At 46.3% G+C, this 20505-nt stretch carries 17 protein-coding genes, 1 riboswitch and 1 other annotated feature; of the genes, 14 read left to right on the top strand and 3 right to left on the bottom strand.

The features are described from left to right. Nucleotides 1-614 precede the first annotated feature (614 nt). The 6 genes from yugI (at nt 615) to B3S86_RS10235 (ending at nt 6574) form a co-directional block, all read left to right on the top strand. Nucleotides 615-1007: a S1 domain-containing post-transcriptional regulator GSP13 gene (gene yugI / locus B3S86_RS10260; protein ID WP_012371159.1), complete on the top strand. Its 393-nt coding sequence runs from the start codon at nt 615-617 to the stop codon at nt 1005-1007. A gap of 135 nt (nt 1008-1142) precedes the next feature. Beyond that, entirely contained in the window at nt 1143-2309 is a 1167-nt protein-coding gene (locus tag B3S86_RS10255) for an iron-containing alcohol dehydrogenase (protein WP_290752150.1), read from the top strand. A 113-nt stretch (nt 2310-2422) separates the two neighbouring features. Further along, nucleotides 2423-3772, top strand: a complete 1350-nt coding sequence (locus tag B3S86_RS10250; protein ID WP_035406105.1) for a glucose-6-phosphate isomerase — start codon at nt 2423-2425, stop codon at nt 3770-3772. Between the two features lie 172 nt (nt 3773-3944). Continuing rightward, nucleotides 3945-4418 carry an RNA deprotection pyrophosphohydrolase gene (ytkD, locus tag B3S86_RS10245; protein ID WP_035406108.1) on the top strand — a complete coding sequence of 158 codons (474 nt, stop codon included), beginning with the start codon at nt 3945-3947 and terminating at the stop codon, nt 4416-4418. After that, nucleotides 4390-5154 carry an alpha/beta hydrolase family protein gene (locus tag B3S86_RS10240; RefSeq protein ID WP_290752145.1) on the top strand — a complete coding sequence of 255 codons (765 nt, stop codon included), beginning with the start codon at nt 4390-4392 and terminating at the stop codon, nt 5152-5154. Before ytkD ends, B3S86_RS10240 begins: the two co-directional genes overlap by 29 nt. A 166-nt stretch (nt 5155-5320) precedes the next feature. Beyond that, nucleotides 5321-6574: an EAL and HDOD domain-containing protein gene (locus B3S86_RS10235; protein WP_290752142.1), complete on the top strand. Its 1254-nt coding sequence runs from the start codon at nt 5321-5323 to the stop codon at nt 6572-6574. Nucleotides 6575-6600: 26 nt separating this feature from the next. On the opposite strand, the gene pckA is transcribed toward B3S86_RS10235, so the two are convergent. Then, nucleotides 6601-8169, bottom strand: a complete 1569-nt coding sequence (gene pckA / locus B3S86_RS10230) for a phosphoenolpyruvate carboxykinase (ATP) (protein WP_197026209.1) — start codon at nt 8167-8169, stop codon at nt 6601-6603. Nucleotides 8170-8403: 234 nt separating this feature from the next. Continuing rightward, nucleotides 8404-8530, top strand: a riboswitch (SAM riboswitch). Between the two features lie 128 nt (nt 8531-8658). Between pckA and metK the strand changes: the two genes are divergently transcribed. The 3 genes from metK (at nt 8659) to B3S86_RS10215 (ending at nt 11276) form a co-directional block, all read left to right on the top strand. Next, nucleotides 8659-9867 (top strand): methionine adenosyltransferase, encoded by a 1209-nt coding sequence (metK, locus tag B3S86_RS10225; RefSeq protein ID WP_023469108.1) that lies wholly within the window; start codon nt 8659-8661, stop codon nt 9865-9867. A 137-nt stretch (nt 9868-10004) separates the two neighbouring features. Continuing rightward, the gene (locus tag B3S86_RS10220; protein ID WP_035406114.1) at nt 10005-10493 is read left to right on the top strand and encodes a GNAT family N-acetyltransferase; all 489 of its coding nucleotides are present in this window, start codon (nt 10005-10007) and stop codon (nt 10491-10493) included. Between the two features lie 78 nt (nt 10494-10571). Beyond that, nucleotides 10572-11276, top strand: a complete 705-nt coding sequence (locus B3S86_RS10215; RefSeq protein WP_035406117.1) for a serine aminopeptidase domain-containing protein — start codon at nt 10572-10574, stop codon at nt 11274-11276. A gap of 50 nt (nt 11277-11326) precedes the next feature. Here B3S86_RS10215 and B3S86_RS10210 read toward each other — a convergent pair whose 3' ends face one another. Next, on the bottom strand, nt 11327-11923 hold the full coding sequence (locus tag B3S86_RS10210) for a class I SAM-dependent methyltransferase (RefSeq protein WP_255344364.1): 597 nt from the start codon (nt 11921-11923) through the stop codon (nt 11327-11329). A 156-nt stretch (nt 11924-12079) separates the two neighbouring features. Here B3S86_RS10210 and B3S86_RS10205 point away from each other — a divergent pair, with 156 nt between their 5' ends. The 5 genes from B3S86_RS10205 (at nt 12080) to B3S86_RS10185 (ending at nt 19034) form a co-directional block, all read left to right on the top strand. Then, nucleotides 12080-13258 carry an MDR family MFS transporter gene (locus B3S86_RS10205; RefSeq protein WP_056062761.1) on the top strand — a complete coding sequence of 393 codons (1179 nt, stop codon included), beginning with the start codon at nt 12080-12082 and terminating at the stop codon, nt 13256-13258. 183 nt (nt 13259-13441) lie between these two features. Further along, on the top strand, nt 13442-14476 hold the full coding sequence (locus B3S86_RS10200) for a peptidoglycan bridge formation glycyltransferase FemA/FemB family protein (protein ID WP_290752134.1): 1035 nt from the start codon (nt 13442-13444) through the stop codon (nt 14474-14476). Between the two features lie 90 nt (nt 14477-14566). Further along, on the top strand, nt 14567-15211 hold the full coding sequence (locus tag B3S86_RS10195; RefSeq protein WP_035406128.1) for an HAD family hydrolase: 645 nt from the start codon (nt 14567-14569) through the stop codon (nt 15209-15211). A 38-nt stretch (nt 15212-15249) separates the two neighbouring features. After that, nucleotides 15250-15472, top strand: a binding site (T-box leader). A 47-nt stretch (nt 15473-15519) separates the two neighbouring features. Continuing rightward, the gene (gene leuS / locus B3S86_RS10190) at nt 15520-17925 is read left to right on the top strand and encodes a leucine--tRNA ligase (protein ID WP_035406130.1); all 2406 of its coding nucleotides are present in this window, start codon (nt 15520-15522) and stop codon (nt 17923-17925) included. A gap of 131 nt (nt 17926-18056) precedes the next feature. Continuing rightward, nucleotides 18057-19034: a hypothetical protein gene (locus B3S86_RS10185; RefSeq protein WP_035406133.1), complete on the top strand. Its 978-nt coding sequence runs from the start codon at nt 18057-18059 to the stop codon at nt 19032-19034. Between the two features lie 57 nt (nt 19035-19091). Here the strand turns inward: B3S86_RS10185 and B3S86_RS10180 are convergent, their stop codons facing one another. Next, a complete protein-coding gene (locus B3S86_RS10180; RefSeq protein WP_035406136.1) occupies nt 19092-20363 on the bottom strand; it encodes an NAD(P)/FAD-dependent oxidoreductase in 1272 nt (423 codons plus the stop codon). Between the last annotated feature and the right edge of the window lie 142 nt (nt 20364-20505).

Genomic DNA, 20505 nt, shown 5'->3' with positions numbered 1-20505 from the left:
GTTCGAAGCTGAAAGTAATCCTTCCTTGCTTAAAGGAAAGGAGGACTTCGAATGTGCCTTATTAAACCGCACTATCGTAATGCACACTGGGTATGTGGACATTTTCGTCGCGATAAATGGATTGAAGAACACTTTCGTTCAGGTTCATTTGTGAACGGTCATTGTCAATTGCAGTTTGATTTTTGAGTAAGTAATGTCCCTCTTAATTTATCATTGCTTCTACTCTATATTTCCTTTACGCTAGGACAGGTGAGGTTCTGCTCGACTCCTGCGAAAAAACAAGTCGTCATGACCCTGGAAGATGCGACGCATCTGAAGCGGCATGAGGGCTTGTCCGCGGAAAGCGAGCAGACCGAGACTGTCCGTTTTTATTAGAGCGTTTTGAAAGTCGTTCCCATCACTTTTCGGTATCTGTTTTTTAGGTCAATTGAGTAAAAGAACAAAAAAGGGCCGAACTCGGAAAGTTCGGCAGAATCAGGGGGAATACTTGAAGTCTTGCTACTAAAATGTTCCCTTGTGAAATAAAAAATAAACAAATTCCAAAAATATTTTTTACGATACAAGAAAAGTGTGTTATTATAAGTTGATGAATTTAGTTAGGGAGTGTATACATTATGGCAAACTTTGAAAAAGACCAAGTCGTTACTGGTAAAGTAACTGGTATTCAAAACTTCGGTGCTTTCGTAGCACTTGACGAGCAAACACAAGGTCTCGTCCACATTTCAGAAATCTCACACGATTACGTAAAAGACATCAACGATTACGTAAAAGTTGGCGATGAAGTAACTGTTAAAGTTCTCGACATCGACGAAGCTAACAAAAAAATGAAGCTTTCGATCAAAGCAACTCAGGAAGCTCCAAAACGTGAAGCACGCGCGAAAGGTCCACGCAAAAACGCTGGACGTCGCGATGCAGGTCCTGCTTTCAAACAAGAAGAAGCACCTGGATTCAACGTTCTTAAAGGTAAATTGGAAGAATGGATTGAAAAATCAAACTTCCAAAAATAAGCCACATGAGAGAATCGACATCGGTCGGTTCTCTTTTTTTTGCGATTGTTACATACAATAAGCATTAAATTAGATGCGAAAGGGGAATGTGTGGATAATGTAAGGTGTTCATTACTTATTGAGGAGGCAACACAGATGGAAAACTTTGAATATCGCAATCCAACAAGACTTATTTTTGGTGACGGTCAAGTCAGCCAACTGAAACCACAACTCGAAGCACTCGGTGCGAAGAAAGTCATGCTCGTCTTTGGCGGTGGAAGTATTAAACGTAACGGCGTCTACGATGATGTCACACATGAACTCAATGCGGCAGGAATCGAGTACGTCGAATGCGACGGTGTCGAACCGAACCCGCGCATCGAAACTGCAGAACGCGGAATTAAAATTGCACGTGAAGCAGGCGTTGACGCACTACTTGCACTTGGTGGCGGTTCTGTCATCGACTGCACGAAATTGATCGCAGCAGGTATCCCGTATGAAGGCGAAGCATGGGATCTCGTCATCGGTAAAGCGACACCCAAAACAGTCATTCCATTCGGAACAGTCTTGACGCTTGCAGCGACAGGTTCTGAGATGAACTCAGGATCGGTCATCACGAACTGGAAAACACAAGAAAAATATGGTTGGGGTAGTCCGCTTACGTACCCAACATTCTCAATTCTTGATCCAAAATACACAGTCAGCGTACCGAAAGATCAAACGATCTACGGTATCGTCGATATGATGAGTCACTGTCTCGAACAATACTTCCATCCTGCACATGCACCGGTTCAAGAACGCATGACAGAAGGTGTCATGAAAGCAGTCGTCGAAGCAGCACCAAAACTCGTTAACGATCTCGAAAACGTGGAACTTCGTGGAACAATTCTCTTCGCTGGTACGATGGCGCTCAACGGTGTTCTTCAAATGGGAGCACGCGGCGACTGGGCATCACATAACATCGAACATGCTGTCTCGGCTGTTCATGACATCCCACATGCGGGTGGACTCGCGATTCTCTTCCCGAACTGGATGCGCCACGTACTCGACGAATCAAACGCACATCGTTTCGTCACACTCGGTGAGAACGTCTTTAACGTCGACACGGAAGGTAAATCAGAGATGGAAGCAGCACATGCAACAATCGACGCGATTAGTGCTTTCTGGACATCACTCGGCGCACCAAACCGTCTTGCGGATTACGACATCAAAGAAGATACAGTCGATTCAATCGTCAAGTCAGCAATGACTCGCGGCGACTTCGGAAACTTCAAATCACTCGGAAACGAGGATGTTCGTCAAATCGTGACAGCTGCCCTATAACAACTCGTAACATTTGCTAATCTTTTCACAAAAGACTTGAACGACCTTCCTTCTTGCGTTTTAATGAAAAGGAAGGTCGCATTTCGTTGCGAATGAATAAGGAGGACGATGGCATGTCAACAGTACGTTTTGATTATTCGAAAGCCCTACAATTCGTAGGTCAACATGAAGTAGAACACATGACGGAGACCGTAAAGACGCTCCACCATGCGATTCATGCAGGAACAGGTGCAGGAAGTGATTTCTTAGGATGGGTAGATCTTCCGACGAACTACGATCAAGCGGAGTTTGCACGTATCCAAGCGTCTGCAGAAAAAATCAAGTCGGATTCTGATGTGTTGCTAGTCGTCGGAATCGGCGGTTCGTATCTCGGTGCACGTGCGGCAATCGAGATGCTTGGACACTCATTCCATAACTTGTTATCAAAAGACGAGCGTAAAGCACCACAAATCATCTATGCAGGGCATAATATCTCATCAACGTATCTGCATGATTTATTTGAAGTACTTGAAGGAAAAGATGTATCGGTCAACATTATCTCGAAATCAGGTACGACGACAGAACCAGCAATCTCGTTCCGTCTCTTGAAAGCATTCATGGAAGAAAAGTACGGTAAAGCAGAAGCGAAACACCGGATTTACGCAACAACGGACAAAGCCCGCGGTGCATTAAAAACACTCGCAGATTCTGAAGGATACGAAACATTCGTTATTCCAGATGATGTCGGCGGACGTTTCTCTGTGTTAACGCCAGTTGGTCTATTACCGATCGCAGCAGCAGGAATTTCGATCGAAGAGTTAATGCAAGGGGCACGTGACGCACAAGAGCGCTACGCGAGCGAAAACTTAGCTGACAACGAAGCGTACCAATACGCAGTCGTCCGAAATGCATTGTATGCGAAAGGGAAAACGATCGAGCTACTCGTCAACTACGAACCAGCACTTCATTACGTATCAGAGTGGTGGAAGCAATTGTACGGCGAATCTGAAGGAAAAGACTTCAAAGGGATCTTCCCAGCAGCAGTTGATTTCTCGACCGATCTTCATTCAATGGGACAATATGTCCAAGAAGGTCGTCGAGATCTGTTTGAGACAGTCATTAAAGTCGGACAAGCGCGTCACGCGTTGACGATTGAAGAAGACGCTCAGGACCTTGATGGATTGAACTTCCTCGCAGGACAGTCGATTCAGTTCGTCAACGATAAGGCAGCAGAAGGCACATTGCTTGCGCACACGGACGGACAAGTTCCGAACCTGACAGTCGAACTTCCAGAGATGACACCGTATCACCTCGGATTCCTGTTCTACTTCTTCGAAAAAGCATGTGCGATGAGTGGTTACCTCCTTGGAGTAAATCCATTCGATCAGCCAGGCGTCGAAGCGTACAAGAAAAATATGTTCGCTCTTCTTGGAAAACCAGGATTCGAAGCAGAAAAAGCAGAACTCGAAGCACGTTTGAAGTAATACAAAACGACAGTCGATTGTTCCTTAGTGGAACATCGGCTGTTTTTTTACGTTCACGAGATGAGGACGAGTAATCATTTTCCAGATTTATAGGCAATCCTAGCGTTTTCACTTTTAGAATACCCGTGAAACAGGTAAAGTGAAGTTAGAAGAAGAAATGAGGTGCACGTACGTGATTACATTCTTGGATTATTATCAAAATCAAGTGGAGTTAAGTTTTGAGGACCATCCGTTCTCGGATCGCCCTCTACATGTGTGGGTCATTGCCGTGTACGAAGGGAAATGGTTGCTGACCCATCATAAGCAACGCGGATATGAATTTCCGGGTGGGAAGGTTGAACCGGGTGAAACGGCAGAAGAAGCCGCACGTCGTGAAGTGATGGAAGAGACAGGCGGAAAAATCGATTCCTTGAAGTACATCGGGCAATATCGTGTTGCCGGAAAAGGGGATACGATCATTAAAAATATCTACTTCGCGCAAATCGAATCGCTGTCATCCCATTTGGCTGTAGATGAAACAGATGGTGCTTTTCTGTTCGAGGAACTCCCTGATCGTCTCGATACGAACCGACAATACAGTTTCATGATGAAGGACCGCGTCCTTCCAGAGACACTCCGTGTACTTAGCGAACGCCGATTGGTTTGAACTTCCGCGGCAAGGTCCGTTTCGGACGTTTCGGATGTTCTATACGACGACAGACGGGGAGCGCGTCGGTGCCTATATCGTACTTCCGCAAGTCGCGAACGGACAGGGGATTCTCTACTTGCGAGGTGGCACACGATCTATCGGAATGGTTCGACCGACACGGCTGCTCGCGTTCGCGCAGGCTGGTTTTTTCGTCATGGCACCTTTCTATCGGGGAAACTTAGGCGGAACAGGAAAAGAAGATTTCGGACATCGGGATGTCGAAGACGCATGCAGTGCTTTCGATTGGTTGCAACAACGTGTCTCGCATGTTCATGCATTCGGATTTTCTCGTGGGGGGCAAATGGCATTACTCCTGGCTCATCATCGTCCAGTTTCGCGGACGGTGTCGTGGGCAGGCGTGACCGAGTTGACATGGACCTACGAGGAGCAGAAGACGATGCAAAAAATGTTGCGTCGCTATACGGGGGGGACACCAGACACCGTACCTGAGGCGTATAAGGTGCGCTCGCCGCTTCATGTCGCTCCTCAAGGTGAAGTATTATTGATTCACGGTGCGTATGATGAGAACGTTCAGTTACGACATGCGACGGCTTATGCTGCACGTCATCCCGACCAAACCCTGCTTCAGACTTATGCGTATGCACATCAGTTCCCGATCCATGAAAAATTACGTGTGACGCGTGATATTTTGACTTGGTTCGAGACAGGCATTTGGAACCGATATGATACATGATTCAAGCAATACGACGTTTGTCGTATTGCTTTTTGTATTTTGGAAGATGAAGCATAGAGATTGAAAAAACAGACCATTGATACATTGTAAAAAACAATAATCTCCTAAAAAGTAAACTTTGATATAATAGAAACCATCTGAGGACAATGGAGGGGGCAGGAGAACGATGGATATCTTATTAGCACGTCAACCCATCGTTAATCGAGTTGGATCAATTGATGCATTTGAATTATTGTATCGTTCGATTGAACAAATGACTATTTTTGATGGGGATTTAGCGACGATGGATGTATTGACGAATACACTCGTCCATATGGGGGTGGAACATGTCGCGGAAGGAAAAAAACTTTTCGTCAACTTTACGTCAGATTTGTTGAAAAGTGATCTGATTCATTATTTAGATCCTAACCGATTCGTCATTGAAATTTTAGAGACAGTTGATATTGATACTGAAATGTTGTCTGTTCTGCATAGTTGGAAAGAAGCAGGCTTCACATTAGCACTTGATGATTTTGTGACAGATTTACTTCGACAGCACGGAGCGGAATTGTTTGCGTTGATCGATTTAATTAAAATCGACATCGAGGCAATTTCCCCTCGCGAGCAAAGTGCCATTTTGCATATCGTTCGACGTAATTATCCTCATATTAAGATGCTTGCTGAACGTGTCGAGACGCACGAGGATCATACACGTTGTCTTGATATGGGGTATGACTGGTTCCAAGGCTATTTTTATGCTAAACCGATGCTGATGAAAGGGAAAGCTGTTCCACCACAATTGCCGGTGTTGTTAAAGATGCTGAAGTGGCTTGATACGGATGAGAAGTACGATGAAGTCATTGATGAAATCGAAGCCAATCCGTATATCAGCATCCAGGTATTACAACTAATCAATTCTCCGGGAGTGGGATTACGCAATACAGTTAGTTCCGTTCGTCAAGCGATCTCACTACTTGGCTTCGCTCAACTTAAAAGCTGGATTTCGTTGATTGTCTTACGTGAAATGAAGCTCGCAAGTCCTTATGAATGGTCGAATGAGTTGCTGCGATCTTCCTTACATTGCGCAAAGCTCTGTGAGTTGTTTGCAACAGAAACAAGGACGCTGCAACAAGAGAGTGCCTATATGATCGGCTTGTTATCGCATATCGATGCGTTATTGTCCGTTGATATTGACGACATCATCGATCAATTGCCAATCGAGGATTCCTTGAAGATTGTCCTCCAAGGAAAAGACCATCCGTTCCGGGATTGTCTAGTGCTTGCGATCAGCGCAGATCGCGGTGATTTCGAACAGTTCGAATTGCTCAGTCAACGGTTAGGTGTATCACTTCCGCGAGCATATGCGTTACTTACGGAAAGTCAGGAGTGGCTTATGCAAAAAGAGATGCATCTTCAAGAAGAGACAGATGCCATTCTATAAAAAAAAGAGCCCTGAGGCTCTTTTTTTTATAGACATGGACCTGCTGACTTGATCGCATCCGTCGCACTTTCGAAACGAAGGAAATTATGTTGGAATTTCTCAGCAAGCGAACGCGCTTGTGTGTTGTATTCGTCAGGATTTGACCAGACGCGTACCGGATTGAGTAATTCACTTGGAACACCAGGAACTTCAAGTGGCATATGAAGTCCGAAGATTGGGTGCTCTTCTGTTGGAATCGCTGCAAGTGTTCCGTTGACGGCAGCGTTGACCATCGTCCGTGTATACGATAGCTTCATTCGACTACCTGTCCCGTAAGCACCGCCTGTCCAGCCTGTGTTGACGAGATAAACGGTCACACCGTGACGATCAATCAGTTCTCCGAGCATCGTCGCATACTTTTCAGGTATCAGTGGAAGAAATGGTGAACCGAAGCATGTCGAGAACGTTGCTTCCGGTTCCGTGATACCACGCTCTGTTCCAGCAAGTTTTGATGTATAACCTGATAGGAAATGATACATCGCTTGTTCTTTCGTCAATTTACTGATCGGAGGCAAGACGCCATACGCATCAGCCGTCAAGAAGACAATCGTCTTCGGATGACCAGCCCGTGATGGAACAGCGATGTTATCGATCGCTGTGATCGGATAAGCAGCACGTGTATTTTCTGTCAACGATGTGTCATCATAATCAGGATGACGAGATTCATCGAGCACGACGTTTTCAAGGACAGTTCCGAAACGGATCGCATCAAAAATTTGCGGTTCTTTTTCGCGTGACAGATTGACCGTCTTCGCATAACATCCACCTTCAATGTTGAAGACGCCGTCATGCGACCAACCATGCTCATCGTCACCGATCAATTGACGGCTATCGTCTGCTGACAGGGTGGTCTTACCAGTACCGGATAGACCGAAGAACAAGGCGACGTCGCCTTCGTGTCCGACGTTTGCTGAACAGTGCATCGAAAGGACATTTTCTTGTGGTAAGAGGTAGTTCATGACAGAAAAGATCGATTTTTTGATTTCGCCCGCATATTCGGTTCCGCCGATCAAGACGATCCGGTGTTCGAACGACATGGCGATGAATGTCTCGGAATTCGTTCCGTCAACGGTAGGATCTGCTTTGAAATGTGGCGCGTAGACGACCGTGAACGGTTCGAAGGCAGCCACTTCAGGATACTCGCGTAAAAAGAGTTGTTTGGCAAACAGGTTATGCCAAGCGTATTGTGTGAGCACACGAACCGGAAGGGTGAAGTGCGTATCTGCCCCAGCAGCAGCTTCTGTGTAGTAGAGCTGATCGGCCTCGTTCATGTAACGAAGAACCTTTTGTAACAATTGTTCAAATTTGTCTCCATCCATCGGTTGGTTAACATGACCCCAATCAATGTGAGACTCGCAGGAAGAATCACGGACGATGAACTTATCTTTTGGTGAACGACCTGTAAATTTCCCCGTTTCTACAGATAGTGCGCCGTTCTCAGCAAGGACACCTTCTTCGTTTCGAATCGCATGTTCGACAAGTTCAGCAACAGATAGTTGTTTGAACACATGCTCTTTCTTGAGTAGTTCTTCGATATTCAGGACCGTCATCGGCATCCTGACCCCACCTTTCCCCTACGTTGGTTTTGGCTCACTGCATTTAGTATGACACATTCATTATATATGACATACTAAAGGGAGCGCAATCATTTTCTGGTGCTGATTTCTATTTATCTGGAAACGCTTTCAGCATTAATAGTTTAACATCTCTTTTAAAAAGTTTCGACTAGAATTTGAAACCTTGCTTGACAGAGTAGGTACAACTTTATATCATGTAATTCGTAACGGATACTCTTATTCTGAGCAGGTGGAGGGAACAAGGCCCGAAGAAACCCGGCAACCGTCCTACATTAATTCATATATTAATGAGGGAAAAGGTGCTCTCCTGAAGCGAAGTAAACACTTCGAACGATAAGAGGGTAAAGGAAGAACGCACAACCTTTCCCTGACCATTTTTTGGACTTGGAAAGGTTTTTTTCATTTTACCGTCCCACTCAACTAGGGGAAATGAGTACACCGTCAAATTCTTTTTTGGGAGGGTCATACATGACAAACCTTAATCGCCGACTATTCACGTCGGAGTCAGTCACTGAAGGTCATCCAGATAAAATCTGTGACCAAATTTCGGATTCAATCCTCGATGCGATTCTTGCAGCGGATCCAAACGCACGTGTTGCGGCAGAAACTTCTGTTACAACAGGTCTCGTTCTCGTTGCAGGTGAGATCACGACATCCACTTACGTCGACATTCCAAAAGTCGTTCGTGAAACGATTCGTGAAATCGGCTACACACGCGCGAAATACGGTTTCGATGCGGATACATGTGCTGTATTGACATCGATCGATGAGCAATCAGCAGATATCGCTCTTGGTGTCGACCAAGCGCTTGAAGCACGTGAAGGTAGCATGTCTGATGCAGAAATCGATGCAATCGGTGCAGGAGACCAAGGTCTTATGTTCGGTTACGCAACGAAAGAAACACCAGAACTCATGCCACTTCCAATTTCGCTTTCGCACCGTCTCGCACGCCGTTTGGCAGAAGTGCGTAAAAACGGTCAACTCGACTACCTTCGTCCGGACGGAAAAACACAAGTCACGGTCGAATACAACGAGAACAACGAGCCGGTTCGTGTCGATACGATCGTCATCTCGACACAACATGCGGAAGAAGTTACGCTTGAGCAAATCCAAGCTGATTTGAAAGAACACGTCATCACACCGGTCATCCCGGCTGAATACATCGACGCAGCAACGAAATTCTTCATCAACCCAACTGGTCGTTTCGTCATTGGCGGACCACAAGGAGATGCTGGATTGACTGGTCGTAAGATCATCGTTGATACGTATGGTGGATACGCACGCCACGGCGGTGGAGCATTCTCAGGTAAAGATCCAACAAAAGTCGACCGTTCAGCTGCATACGCAGCACGTTACGTCGCGAAGAACCTCGTTGCTGCAGGTCTTGCAGACAAAGCAGAAGTTCAACTTGCGTACGCAATCGGTGTCGCGCACCCTGTATCAATCGCAGTTGATACATTCGGCACAGGAAAACTTCCTGAAGCACAACTCGTCGAATTGGTTGCTGAAAACTTCGATCTTCGTCCGGCTGGAATCATCAACATGCTTGATCTCCGTCGTCCGATCTATCGTCAAACAGCTGCATACGGTCACTTCGGTCGTACAGATGTTGAGCTTCCATGGGAGCAAACAGATAAAGCAGCAGTTCTTGAAGAACAAGCAAAACGTTTCGCATAATCAAAAAGTCCGGAAATCCTACGTGGGTTTTCGGGCTTTTTTGTTTCCGCGGAACTTTGCAGGAAACGAATGTTTTTTCTAGAAAAGGGTAAAAGTACATGAGTCGATTTGTATGAGTATAAAGGGGGGTTCCGATTATGGAAATACGCGAAGCTATTCCAGCTGATGCAGGACGTATTCATGACATTGCTATCACATCTTGGTTGGATACGTATGAAGAAATCTATTCCGAACGTTCGAAAGCGCATTTCGTGCAGGAGGCGTATCCGCAAGAAGAAGTCGTTCGTGCGATCCGGACGGCGGAAGAAGCACGGGGAGAGTATTTTTATGTCGGAATCATCGACGAGGAAATCGTCGGTTTCATTCATGCTGTTGATGTCGAAGGAACATGGGAGATCATTCGGCTTTACGTCTTGCCGGAATATCAGCAAAACGGAATCGGAAGACGTCTGATTCGTGAACTCGAACGACAAGGAGCCGTCCCACTCGAAGTCTACGTGGAAGCACGTAACTATAAAGCGCGTCAATTCCTGACCTCATTTGGTTTTGAAGAACTTAGTGAGATGACGGAAGAAGTGTTTGGGCAAGCGGAATCAGTCGTTCGTCTTCGCCATGTTGCCTCGTGAAATCCGTCTCGGGACGGTTTCGTTTGCGTTTGAAATAAGGTATCGTGAAAAGGAAGTATGAAGTGAAGAGGTGAGTTTGTGGTTGAACAACCAACAGGAATCATCGTATTAGTCTATCCGTTACAACTGCGTGCCCGTCCGAGTGAAGCTTTGATTCGAGTACTCGAAAGAGAGTATGAAGTGCTACTCGTCGACGCACCACGTCGCATTTCGTTTGAAGAGCACGGTCAACTGTTAAAAGAAGCATTACGCGAAGCAGGAAAACGAAAGCTACCGATTCATATCATCGCCTGTAGCATGGGGGCACTCGTCGTCAATCGTCTGTTGCAAGAATATGAACTACCAGTCGCAAGTCTTGCGTTCGTTTCACCATTGTTTGATTGGCATCCGTCGAAACAACTCGGAGGTGTCAAACAAGTCTTCGCGAGTGCGTTTGATCGTTTCCGTCCCGATGCGCCACTCGGTACGTTGCCGTTTGGTCAAAGTACGGAAGATACCGTTCGCATCGGTGAACTGACGTATGCGCAGTACCGGGAAATCGAAGAAGAGATCGTCGTACATGACGAGGAACGAAAAAAACTGCCTCGTGTAAACTTGGCTTGTTTTTATGCACCAGACGATCAGTTCGCAGACGTCAAACTGACACTCGAAGTATGTCGGAAAATGGGTGGCGATCAGATTTACTTACAACGTCTACACGGTTTCCCGCATTTCAGCTTTGAACGGTTGAATACACGGTTTGCGGAAAAATTATTGTTGTTTTTTAAATTAGTCGAAGAATGAAAGAAGTGATGGTTTCCATAGCGGAAGCCATCACTTCTTTATTTCTACTGTCAGCGCACTTTTTTCTCGATCGCGATGATGAACGGTGGATGATTCTGTTGATTCAAGAAGCGGTACTGAAGAACGGCATAACCTTGCTGATCAAGGGCTGTGACGTAATCTAGGACAGCATCGCGTTCCCGTTTTCCTTCAAGATGACCGTGATAGACGACAAGGACGACAAGACCACCAGGTGCAAGTACCGGGAGGAGAGCGTCGAGTGCTTCAAGCGTCTCTTCACCTGTCGTCGTGATCGATTTATCACTTCCAGGCAAGTATCCGAGATTGAAGACGCCGGCACGAACAGGCCGTCGTTCGTCCGAAAGACGCGCACCAACATGGATGTGACTTTCGTGATAAAGATCGACGCGTTCTAACATTCCGGCTTCGTCGAGACGTCGTGTCGATTCCTCGATGGCTTGAGCTTGGACGTCGAACGCAAGGACTCTACCTTCTGGACCGACGCATTCTGCTAAGAACTGCGTATCATGTCCATTTCCGGCAGTCATATCGACGACGCAGTCACCAGGTTCGATGACGGACTCCAGTAATTGTTTCGTATAAGGTAGTACACGGGCAAGTGACATGGCATAGACTCCTGTTCCTATGGGCTGTTTTTCTCTTTATACATGATCATCGTATGTATGATTCCTCCTGCATTATACCATCTTTTGAGTCATTGACGAAAAGTGAAGTGGCTTGACAGGCGGGGGAGGGATTGCGTAAAGTGGCAAGGTTGAGAATGAAATAGGAGGACCAAAGGTATGCCAAAATTACCAAAAGCGGTCTGGATCCTCGTCCTTGCGATGGCCATCAATACGACGGGATCCTCTTTTTTATGGCCGTTCAATACATTATATATTCATGAATATTTAGGGGAGTCGATGACAAAAGCCGGAATGGCGTTATTCGTCAACTCAGCCTTAGCAATCGTTGGGAACTACTTAGGCGGAAAAGCGTTTGACCGACTCGGCGGAAAGAAGACGCTTGTCATCAGTGTCATCGGACTTGTCCTGTCTTCCGTCGGCTTGTTGCTATTTCATCAGACGTATATTGGATACGTCGCGATGCTTGGATTGATTGGATTCGTCGGTGGGATGGTTTTCCCAACGATCTACGCAATGACGGGCGTCATCTGGCCGGAAGGCGGACGCCGCGCCTTTAATGCGATCTATGTCGCGCAAAACGTCGGTGTAGCCCTCGGGACAGCTGTTAGTGGTCAAATTGCTGCTTTTTCGATTCAGTACATCTTCATCGCCAATCTCGTTCTCTATATCGTCTTTGCCATCATTTTGTTTGTCGGTTTGTCCTGGATTCAGGCGCCAGCGCGGATGCATGCGGCACATGACGAGATCGAAACGACACGCACACCACTTTCGCGCGGATCCGCACGGACGATGTTGCTCGTTTCGATCGGTTATGCCTTACTTTGGTTCGTTTATGTGCAATGGCAAGGGACCTTTGCTGTCCATACGAAATCGCTCGGTGTCACGATTTCCGAGTACTCGATTCTTTGGACAATCAATGGAGCGCTTATCGTGTTCGCACAACCTTTATTAACACCAATTCTTCGTTGGTTTGGAGATGATTTGAAACGCCAACTGATGACCGGGACAGGCATCTTCCTTCTCTCTTATCTGATTGTTCCGTTTGCAGGCGGCTTCAAGATGTTCCTCGTGGCGATGATCATTCTGACAATCGGTGAGATGTTCATCTGGCCAGCGGTTCCTGCAATGGCGGCGCGACTTGCGCCAATCGGAAAAGAAGGAGAATTCCAAGGATACGTTAATATCGCTGCTTCAGCAGGACGGATGATCAGTCCGACAGTTGGAGGTTTGATCTACGATTTATCAGGTATGTCAGCAGTTTTCTTGACCTTAATTGGATTGATCCTGTTAGCAGGAGTTGTCTTCCTTCGTGCTATTCCTAAAACCACATCATGAGCTTTATCTTGTGAGACAGCGGACAATAGATCAGCTGTCTTTTGTTACATCATTCGTTCGAAAATTATAAAACAAACATTTAATAATATGGAATATTTCGGCAAAGAAACGGGTACTTTCTAATCAAGAACTTGAAAAGAAAGGTCATATGAACGTTGCTTCTTTTTGACTGGAGGTGCACGGATGGAAAGGTGTCAATTCATCACAGATGCCGCAACTTGGACGACACACGTACAGAAACAGCCTCTTGATATCTTCTATAGTCACCAATACGTCACGCTCAACGCTAGACCGTCTGAGCAAGCGGTATTATTTCTTTATGAAGGTCATGCAGGGACACTGTTTTATCCTTTTTTGAAGCGTCGTATTTTTGATACGCCTTATTCAGATCTCATTACCCCGTACGGCTATGGCGGACCGGAAATCATCGGTCGACTGACTGCGTCCGAGATCCAGCAGGCTCGTTTATCCTTTGAGAGGTGGGCGGAGCAAGAATCGATCGTCTCGGAAATGATCCGCTTTAATCCATTAACAGGTAATGAACGGTTTATGCAGGACTGGACAAAAGTTTCCTTCATCCGTCATACGACGAGTATTGATTTGCGTCCTTCACTTGAAGATATCATGCAGACATTTCATAAGAAGACGAGAAGCATGATTCGTAAATCGCTTGCTTCACCCTTAACCGTCAGAACAGGAACACGGGACGATCTACCTGTTTTTTTAGCGTTGTATCATGAAACGATGGACCGGAAGAATGCCTCGGCTCATTATTATTTTACCGCGACGTATTTTGAGCAATTGATGGAGACGAACCCACTTTGTGAGCCCTTATTACTGATGGCGGAAATCGACGGAAAAGCGGTTGGAGGATACTTCGTATTGCTTGGAAAAGAATACGCCCACGGTCATTTGATCGGCTGTAAGCGGGATGAAGCGAAGATGTTCCCGAATCAGCGACTTGAGTACGAAGCAATTCTTCAGGCAAAAGCACGGGGACTCGTCGAACAACATCTTGGGGGCGGGTATCAAGAACGGGATAGTCTTTTTGAGAGTAAATGCCGTTACACTGGATATCGACTATTTGAGTATCATCAAGGAAAATCCATCCTGCAGCCATCACTATATGATTTGCTCTGCATACGATACGGATCAAATGCTGATTCCGATTATTTTCCGGCGTATCGACAAGCTGGTATTCAGGTGGCAACTAGTTAAATAGATAATGAGAGTATGAAAACGACTACATCGTGTAGTCGTTTTTTTGATATGCTGAAGTCAGGATCGATCAATAAAGGGGGAGTTATCGTGAAAAAACGCGGTCTGATTTTTGATATGGACGGGGTTATCTTAGATAGTGAGATTCGCTACTTTGAAGTGCATCAACAGATGTTCAAAAGGTTATCGATTCCGCTTGATCCGGTTCAGTATGCGACGTTCATGGGAAAAACAGGAGATGAAATGTGGGAAGAACTCGTCGCCCAGCATCAGCTGAAAGAAACAGCTAGTGCGTTGCTTGAGGAAGAACATCGCTTGTTTCAAATTCATGCAAAGCCGGAAGAGTGTGGATTAAAAAAAGGCGTCACACAAGTCATCGAACAAGCGGCGACTCTTGGTTACGATATCGGCATTGCTTCTTCGAGTTCACTTCAGAAAATCGAACGTGTCATCCGTCATTATGGGCTTCCGATCACGCACTACGTCAGTGGAGAAGAAGTCATCCGTTCGAAACCGGATCCCGCGATTTTTCGACTTGCGGCAGAGCGGATTGGACACGCACCCGAGAACTGTCTCGTCATTGAAGACGCTGCGAACGGGATGATTGGTGCGAAAGCAGCAGGCATGGAAGTGATTGCGCTTCTTGATGACCGGATGCCAACGCAACGCTTAGAGCAAGCGGATCATGTCGCGCAATCACACGCAGAAATCGAGGAAATTTTACGGAAGCGTTGACGCTTGAGGAAGAAACAGATTACACTAGAAAAAGATAGTCAAATGCATGGAACTGAAGCAGTAGGGGAAAGGTGCCGTCAAGAGAGCTGGTGGAAGGTGCGAACCAGTCGGTAACAACCGTGAACTCGTCAGGGAGCACGATTCGTGAAGTCGTAGTAGCGAATCCGGTCTTTCACACCGTTATCCGTGAATCAAGCGGTCTGTCATAGACAGACAACGTGGGTGGTACCGCGGAAGCCAAACCGGTCTTTCGTCCCTTTTCTTAGGGGCGGAAGACCGGTTTTTTTTAGATTAGAGGAGGAAAAGACATGCCGTACAATCATCGCGAAATTGAACCGAAATGGCAGGCGCGTTGGGATCAAGACAACGCCTTCGTCACGACAGAAGATCCAGAAAAAGAAGGGTTCTATGCCCTTGATATGTTCCCGTATCCGTCAGGTGCTGGACTCCATGTTGGTCATCCGGAAGGTTACACAGCAACGGATATCCTCGCACGGATGAAGCGGATGCAAGGATACAATGTCCTTCACCCAATGGGATGGGATGCGTTCGGATTACCAGCAGAACAATACGCGCTCGATACAGGAAACGATCCACGCGAATTCACAGCGAAAAACATCGAGACGTTCAAGCGTCAGCTTAAAGAACTTGGATTCTCGTATGACTGGGATCGTGAAATCAACACAACGGATCCAAAATACTACAAATGGACGCAGTGGATCTTTACGAAGTTGTATGAAAAAGGACTTGCCTTCGTAGACGAAGTCGCAGTCAACTGGTGCCCGGCACTTGGAACTGTCCTTGCGAATGAAGAGGTCATCGACGGATTATCCGAACGCGGAAATCATCCGGTTGTGCGTGTTCCGATGCGTCAATGGGTCTTGAAAATCACGGAATATGCGGATCGCCTTCTTGAAGATCTGGATGATCTCGATTGGCCGGATTCTGTCAAAGAGATGCAACGCAACTGGATCGGGAAATCTGAGGGTGCTGAGATTGATTTCACGATTGATGGACATAAAAAACAAGTCACGGTCTTTACGACACGTCCGGACACGATCTTCGGTGCGACGTATCTAGTACTTGCACCGGAGCATCCATTCGTAGCTGACATCACGACAGCGGATCACAAGGAAGCCGTCGATGCGTACATTTCGCAAGTCCAAACGAAGTCAGATCTCGAGCGAACGGATTTAGCGAAGGAAAAAACGGGTGTCTTCACGGGTGCTTTTGCGGTCAATCCGATCTCAGGCGATCGTCTTCCAATCTGGATCGCTGATTACGTCCTTGCTTCTTACGGAACAGGTGCGATCATGGCTGTTCCAGGACACGATGAGCGCGACCACGAATTCGCGAAACAATTCGACTTACCGATCGTTGAAGTCGTCGCGGGTGGAAATGTCGACGAAGCAGCCTACACAGGAGAGGGCGAACACGTCAACTCGCATATGCTTGATGGACTTGGGAAACAAGAAGCAATCGAGACGATGATCGCTGAACTCGAAACGAACCAAGTCGGTCGTAAAAAAATCACGTATCGACTCCGAGACTGGTTGTTCAGTCGTCAACGGTATTGGGGCGAGCCGATTCCAGTCGTTCATATGGAAGATGGTTCAATGAAAACACTCAATCAAGAGGAATTACCGCTTGAACTTCCAATCATTCCAGAAATCAAACCGTCTGGTACGGGCGAATCACCACTTGCGCTTGCTGAAGACTGGTTGGATTACACAGATCCTGAAACAGGAATGAAAGGCCGTCGCGAGACGAATACGATGCCACAATGGGGCGGAAGCTGCTGGTACTATCTTCGTTTCATCGATCCACACAATGAAGAAGCGATTGCGGATCCAGAAAAATTAAAATACTGGCTTCCTGTCGATATTTATATCGGTGGGGCAGAGCATGCTGTTCTCCATTTGTTGTATGCACGGTTCTGGCATAAAGTCTTGTATGATGCAGGCGTCGTACCAACAAAAGAACCATTCCAGAAGTTATACAACCAAGGAATGATCCTTGGAGAGAACAACGAGAAAATGTCAAAATCTCGCGGTAACGTCATCAACCCAGATGAAATCGTCAAGTCGCATGGTGCTGATACGTTACGTTTATACGAAATGTTCATGGGACCACTCGATGCATCGGTTGCCTGGTCTGAGAACGGTCTTGACGGAGCGCGTCGTTTCCTCGATCGCGTTTGGCGCTTGTTCGAACGGACAGCAGACATTCAAGACGTCACGGAAGTCGATGCTGACTTCGAACGGACATACCACCAGACCGTCAAGAAGGTCACGGAAGACTTCGCGAACATTCAGTTCAACACCGGGATTTCGCAACTCATGGTCTTCGTCAACGAAGCGAATAAACAGCCGGTTCTTCCGCGTCACTTCCTTCGTGGATTCATTCAATTGTTAACACCAGTCGCACCGCACCTTGGTGAAGAACTGTGGGAACAACTTGGCTTTGAAGAGACATTGACGTATGCGGCATGGCCAACATTCGATGAATCAAAACTTGTCAGCGATACGATGGAATTCGTCATTCAAGTGAACGGTAAAGTTCGCTCGAAAATCGAAATCAACATCGATGCGACAAAAGAAGAAATCGAAGCACTTGCCTTTGCTGATGAAAAGACACAAGAATGGATTGGCGACAAGACGGTTCGGAAAGTCATCGTCGTACCGAAAAAATTGATCAATATCGTGGCGAACTAAGCCATAACCCCTTTCATTCACTTGATGCGAATGGAAGGGGTTTCTTCATTTCCGTCGCAAGTCCGCTTTTTTTTTGAACGTCCTTCTGCTACACTGAATCAGAAACCGAGAAAGAAAGGCGATTATCATCAATGAAACGATCTTATATAGTCTATACAACGATTTTTGCTGTCGTTTCGGGGTTGATCCTTTGTATACTGCTCGTCTTCTCGAAGCCAGAGACGTTGTCACGTATTCAGGAAACGTTCGCGAAAATCGAGACGCAATCGAAGCATCAGGCAGCTGTCAAACAGGTGCCACCGAAAACGCCTTCAGCCATTCCGAATCCAGAAGAACCGTTAATTAAAAATGTTCAACAGATGTTATATGATGATTCCATAGGTTCGTACCTCGTCGTAACAGAGGACTACCGTTTCTTTGAAATCAGTGGAACTGGAGAACGTATCAATGCGACGTTTCAGTTGGAAGAAGGGAAACTCTTATTGTCTGGTCTTGACGGGATGACACTCGTTGACGGAGAGACAGTCGCTTTATTGACGTCGAATCAAATTCTAGTCACGATTAAACGAAAAGATGGCGTCTGGAGTGAAGAAAAACGCGAAAAAGTACAAGGGACGACGATTCGAGACAGTTTCCATGGTCTTGGATATGATGCGAAGAAAAAAGAATTCTATACAATCAATCAAATTCGCTCGATTGGTCGTGTTGAATTGACTTACTTTGCAATGAAAGAGGACAAAATCAAGATTGATCCAGATGCTTCGGAAAAGAAGAAGCGTGCCTTAAAGAAAAAGCAAAAACCACCGTACTTGTCGATCATCAAACGAGAGAAAATCGAAGCGGCGAGCGGAATGCGAAGTGATGCGAAAAAAGCATTTGAATCCAGATTCCGTCCGATTGGTCTTGCAGAACGGCAAGGTCGGATCTATACGTTAGACTCAGAAGCACTTTATCTTTATTCGATTGATCAGAAAGAGAAAACGATTACGGGGGAGACAGCGAGTCCGAAAGTGTATGGATCAAAAGGAATCTTTGTACAAGATAATGAATTGTTCGCCTTAGTCGTCACGGATAAATTCTCAAGTCGATCATTCACACCGATTGACTGATGTAGAAAAAAGACCCGATTTCTCTGATTAACAGAGACAAATCGGGTCTTTTTTGTATTAAGAGACAGTGTCACGTGCCATCTCTGCAGCGTGACTACCGGCACAATGACCCGTCACGAACGCAGCTGTGATATTGTATCCACCTGTATAGCCATGGATATCAAGAATTTCGCCAGCGAAGAATAATCGCTCCGCCTTTTTCGACATCATCGTTTTGGGATCAATCTCTTTGATCGAGACACCGCCACCAGTGACGAAGGCCTTATCGAAATCGAGCGTTCCTGTTGCTTTGAGTGGGAATCGTTTCAATTGTTGCAGGAAGTCCGTCCAGTCCTGTTTCTTGACTTGTGTACAAACTTCATCGCCAAAGCCAATTCGAGCGAACAGGAGTTCAAGCAATCGTTCTGGTACAAAACCACGAAGGGCATTCCGAACCGATTTCTTCGGATTTGCCGCAAGTGCTGCCTGGAAGCGTTCTGTTAATGCACCAAGTGACTCATCCGGGAAGAGATCGATCGATAGATGAACGATCGTCTCTTTCGATCGTTTGCGCTCTTTGATCGTATATTGGCTACACCGTAAAGCGATCGGACCACTTAAACCGAAGTGTGTGAACAGTAGATCACCCGTATGTGTCTTGATTGCTTTGTCCTTTTTACCGTGAACCGTTAAGGCAACGTCACGCAACGACAGTCCTTGTAACGTTTTTTCATGAATGAACGTATCACCTAACAAAATCGGGACTTCCGTTGGGAAAAGTTCCGTGATCGTATGACCCGCTTTTTCAGCCCACGGATAGCCGTCACCCGTCGAACCCGTGTGCGGAACAGATTGTCCGCCGACCGCTACGATACAACTTTTTGCTTCAAGACGCATGCCGTTTTCTAAGATGACAGCTGCAAAAGAACCATCTGGATGGAAGTCGAGCGTAGCGACTTGCGCGTCTGTTTGAATCTCGGCGCCATGTGCACGGATTTGATCGATCAATACACGAACGACGTCTGCCGCCTTATCCGAGACCGGGAACATCCGACCGTTATCCTCTTCTTTGAGTGCGACACCAAATCCTTCGAACAAATCGATGATCGATTCATTATTAAATTGAGAAAAGGCGCTATAAAGGAAACGTCCGTTTCCTGGAATCGACTGGACGAGCTCATCGAGTGGCTTTCGGTTCGTGACATTACACCGTCCGCCGCCAGAGATTGCGAGCTTTCGTCCTAATTTATTTCCTTTATCGAGCAGGAGCGTCCGGGCTCCGGCTTGTAAAGAGGCGAGCGTCGCCATCAAACCGCTCGGTCCGCCTCCGATTACGATTACATCGTACATAAGGTCACCTCATTCATAGAATTCTGCTTGTTTCACTTTAGCAGAAGTTGCGACTGTAAACAAACCGTCTCTTTCAATTCAAGATAGACAGCGGTATAATGATTTGCAATTGTGTACGAGAGAACTTGTATAATGAGACAGT

It is taken from the genome of Exiguobacterium sp. UBA3968 (assembly GCF_002385115.1).
Lineage (GTDB): Bacteria > Bacillota > Bacilli > Exiguobacteriales > Exiguobacteriaceae > Exiguobacterium_A.
The sequence above is the reverse complement of the archived record's forward strand: the minus strand, read 5'-3'. Positions and strand labels throughout refer to the sequence as shown.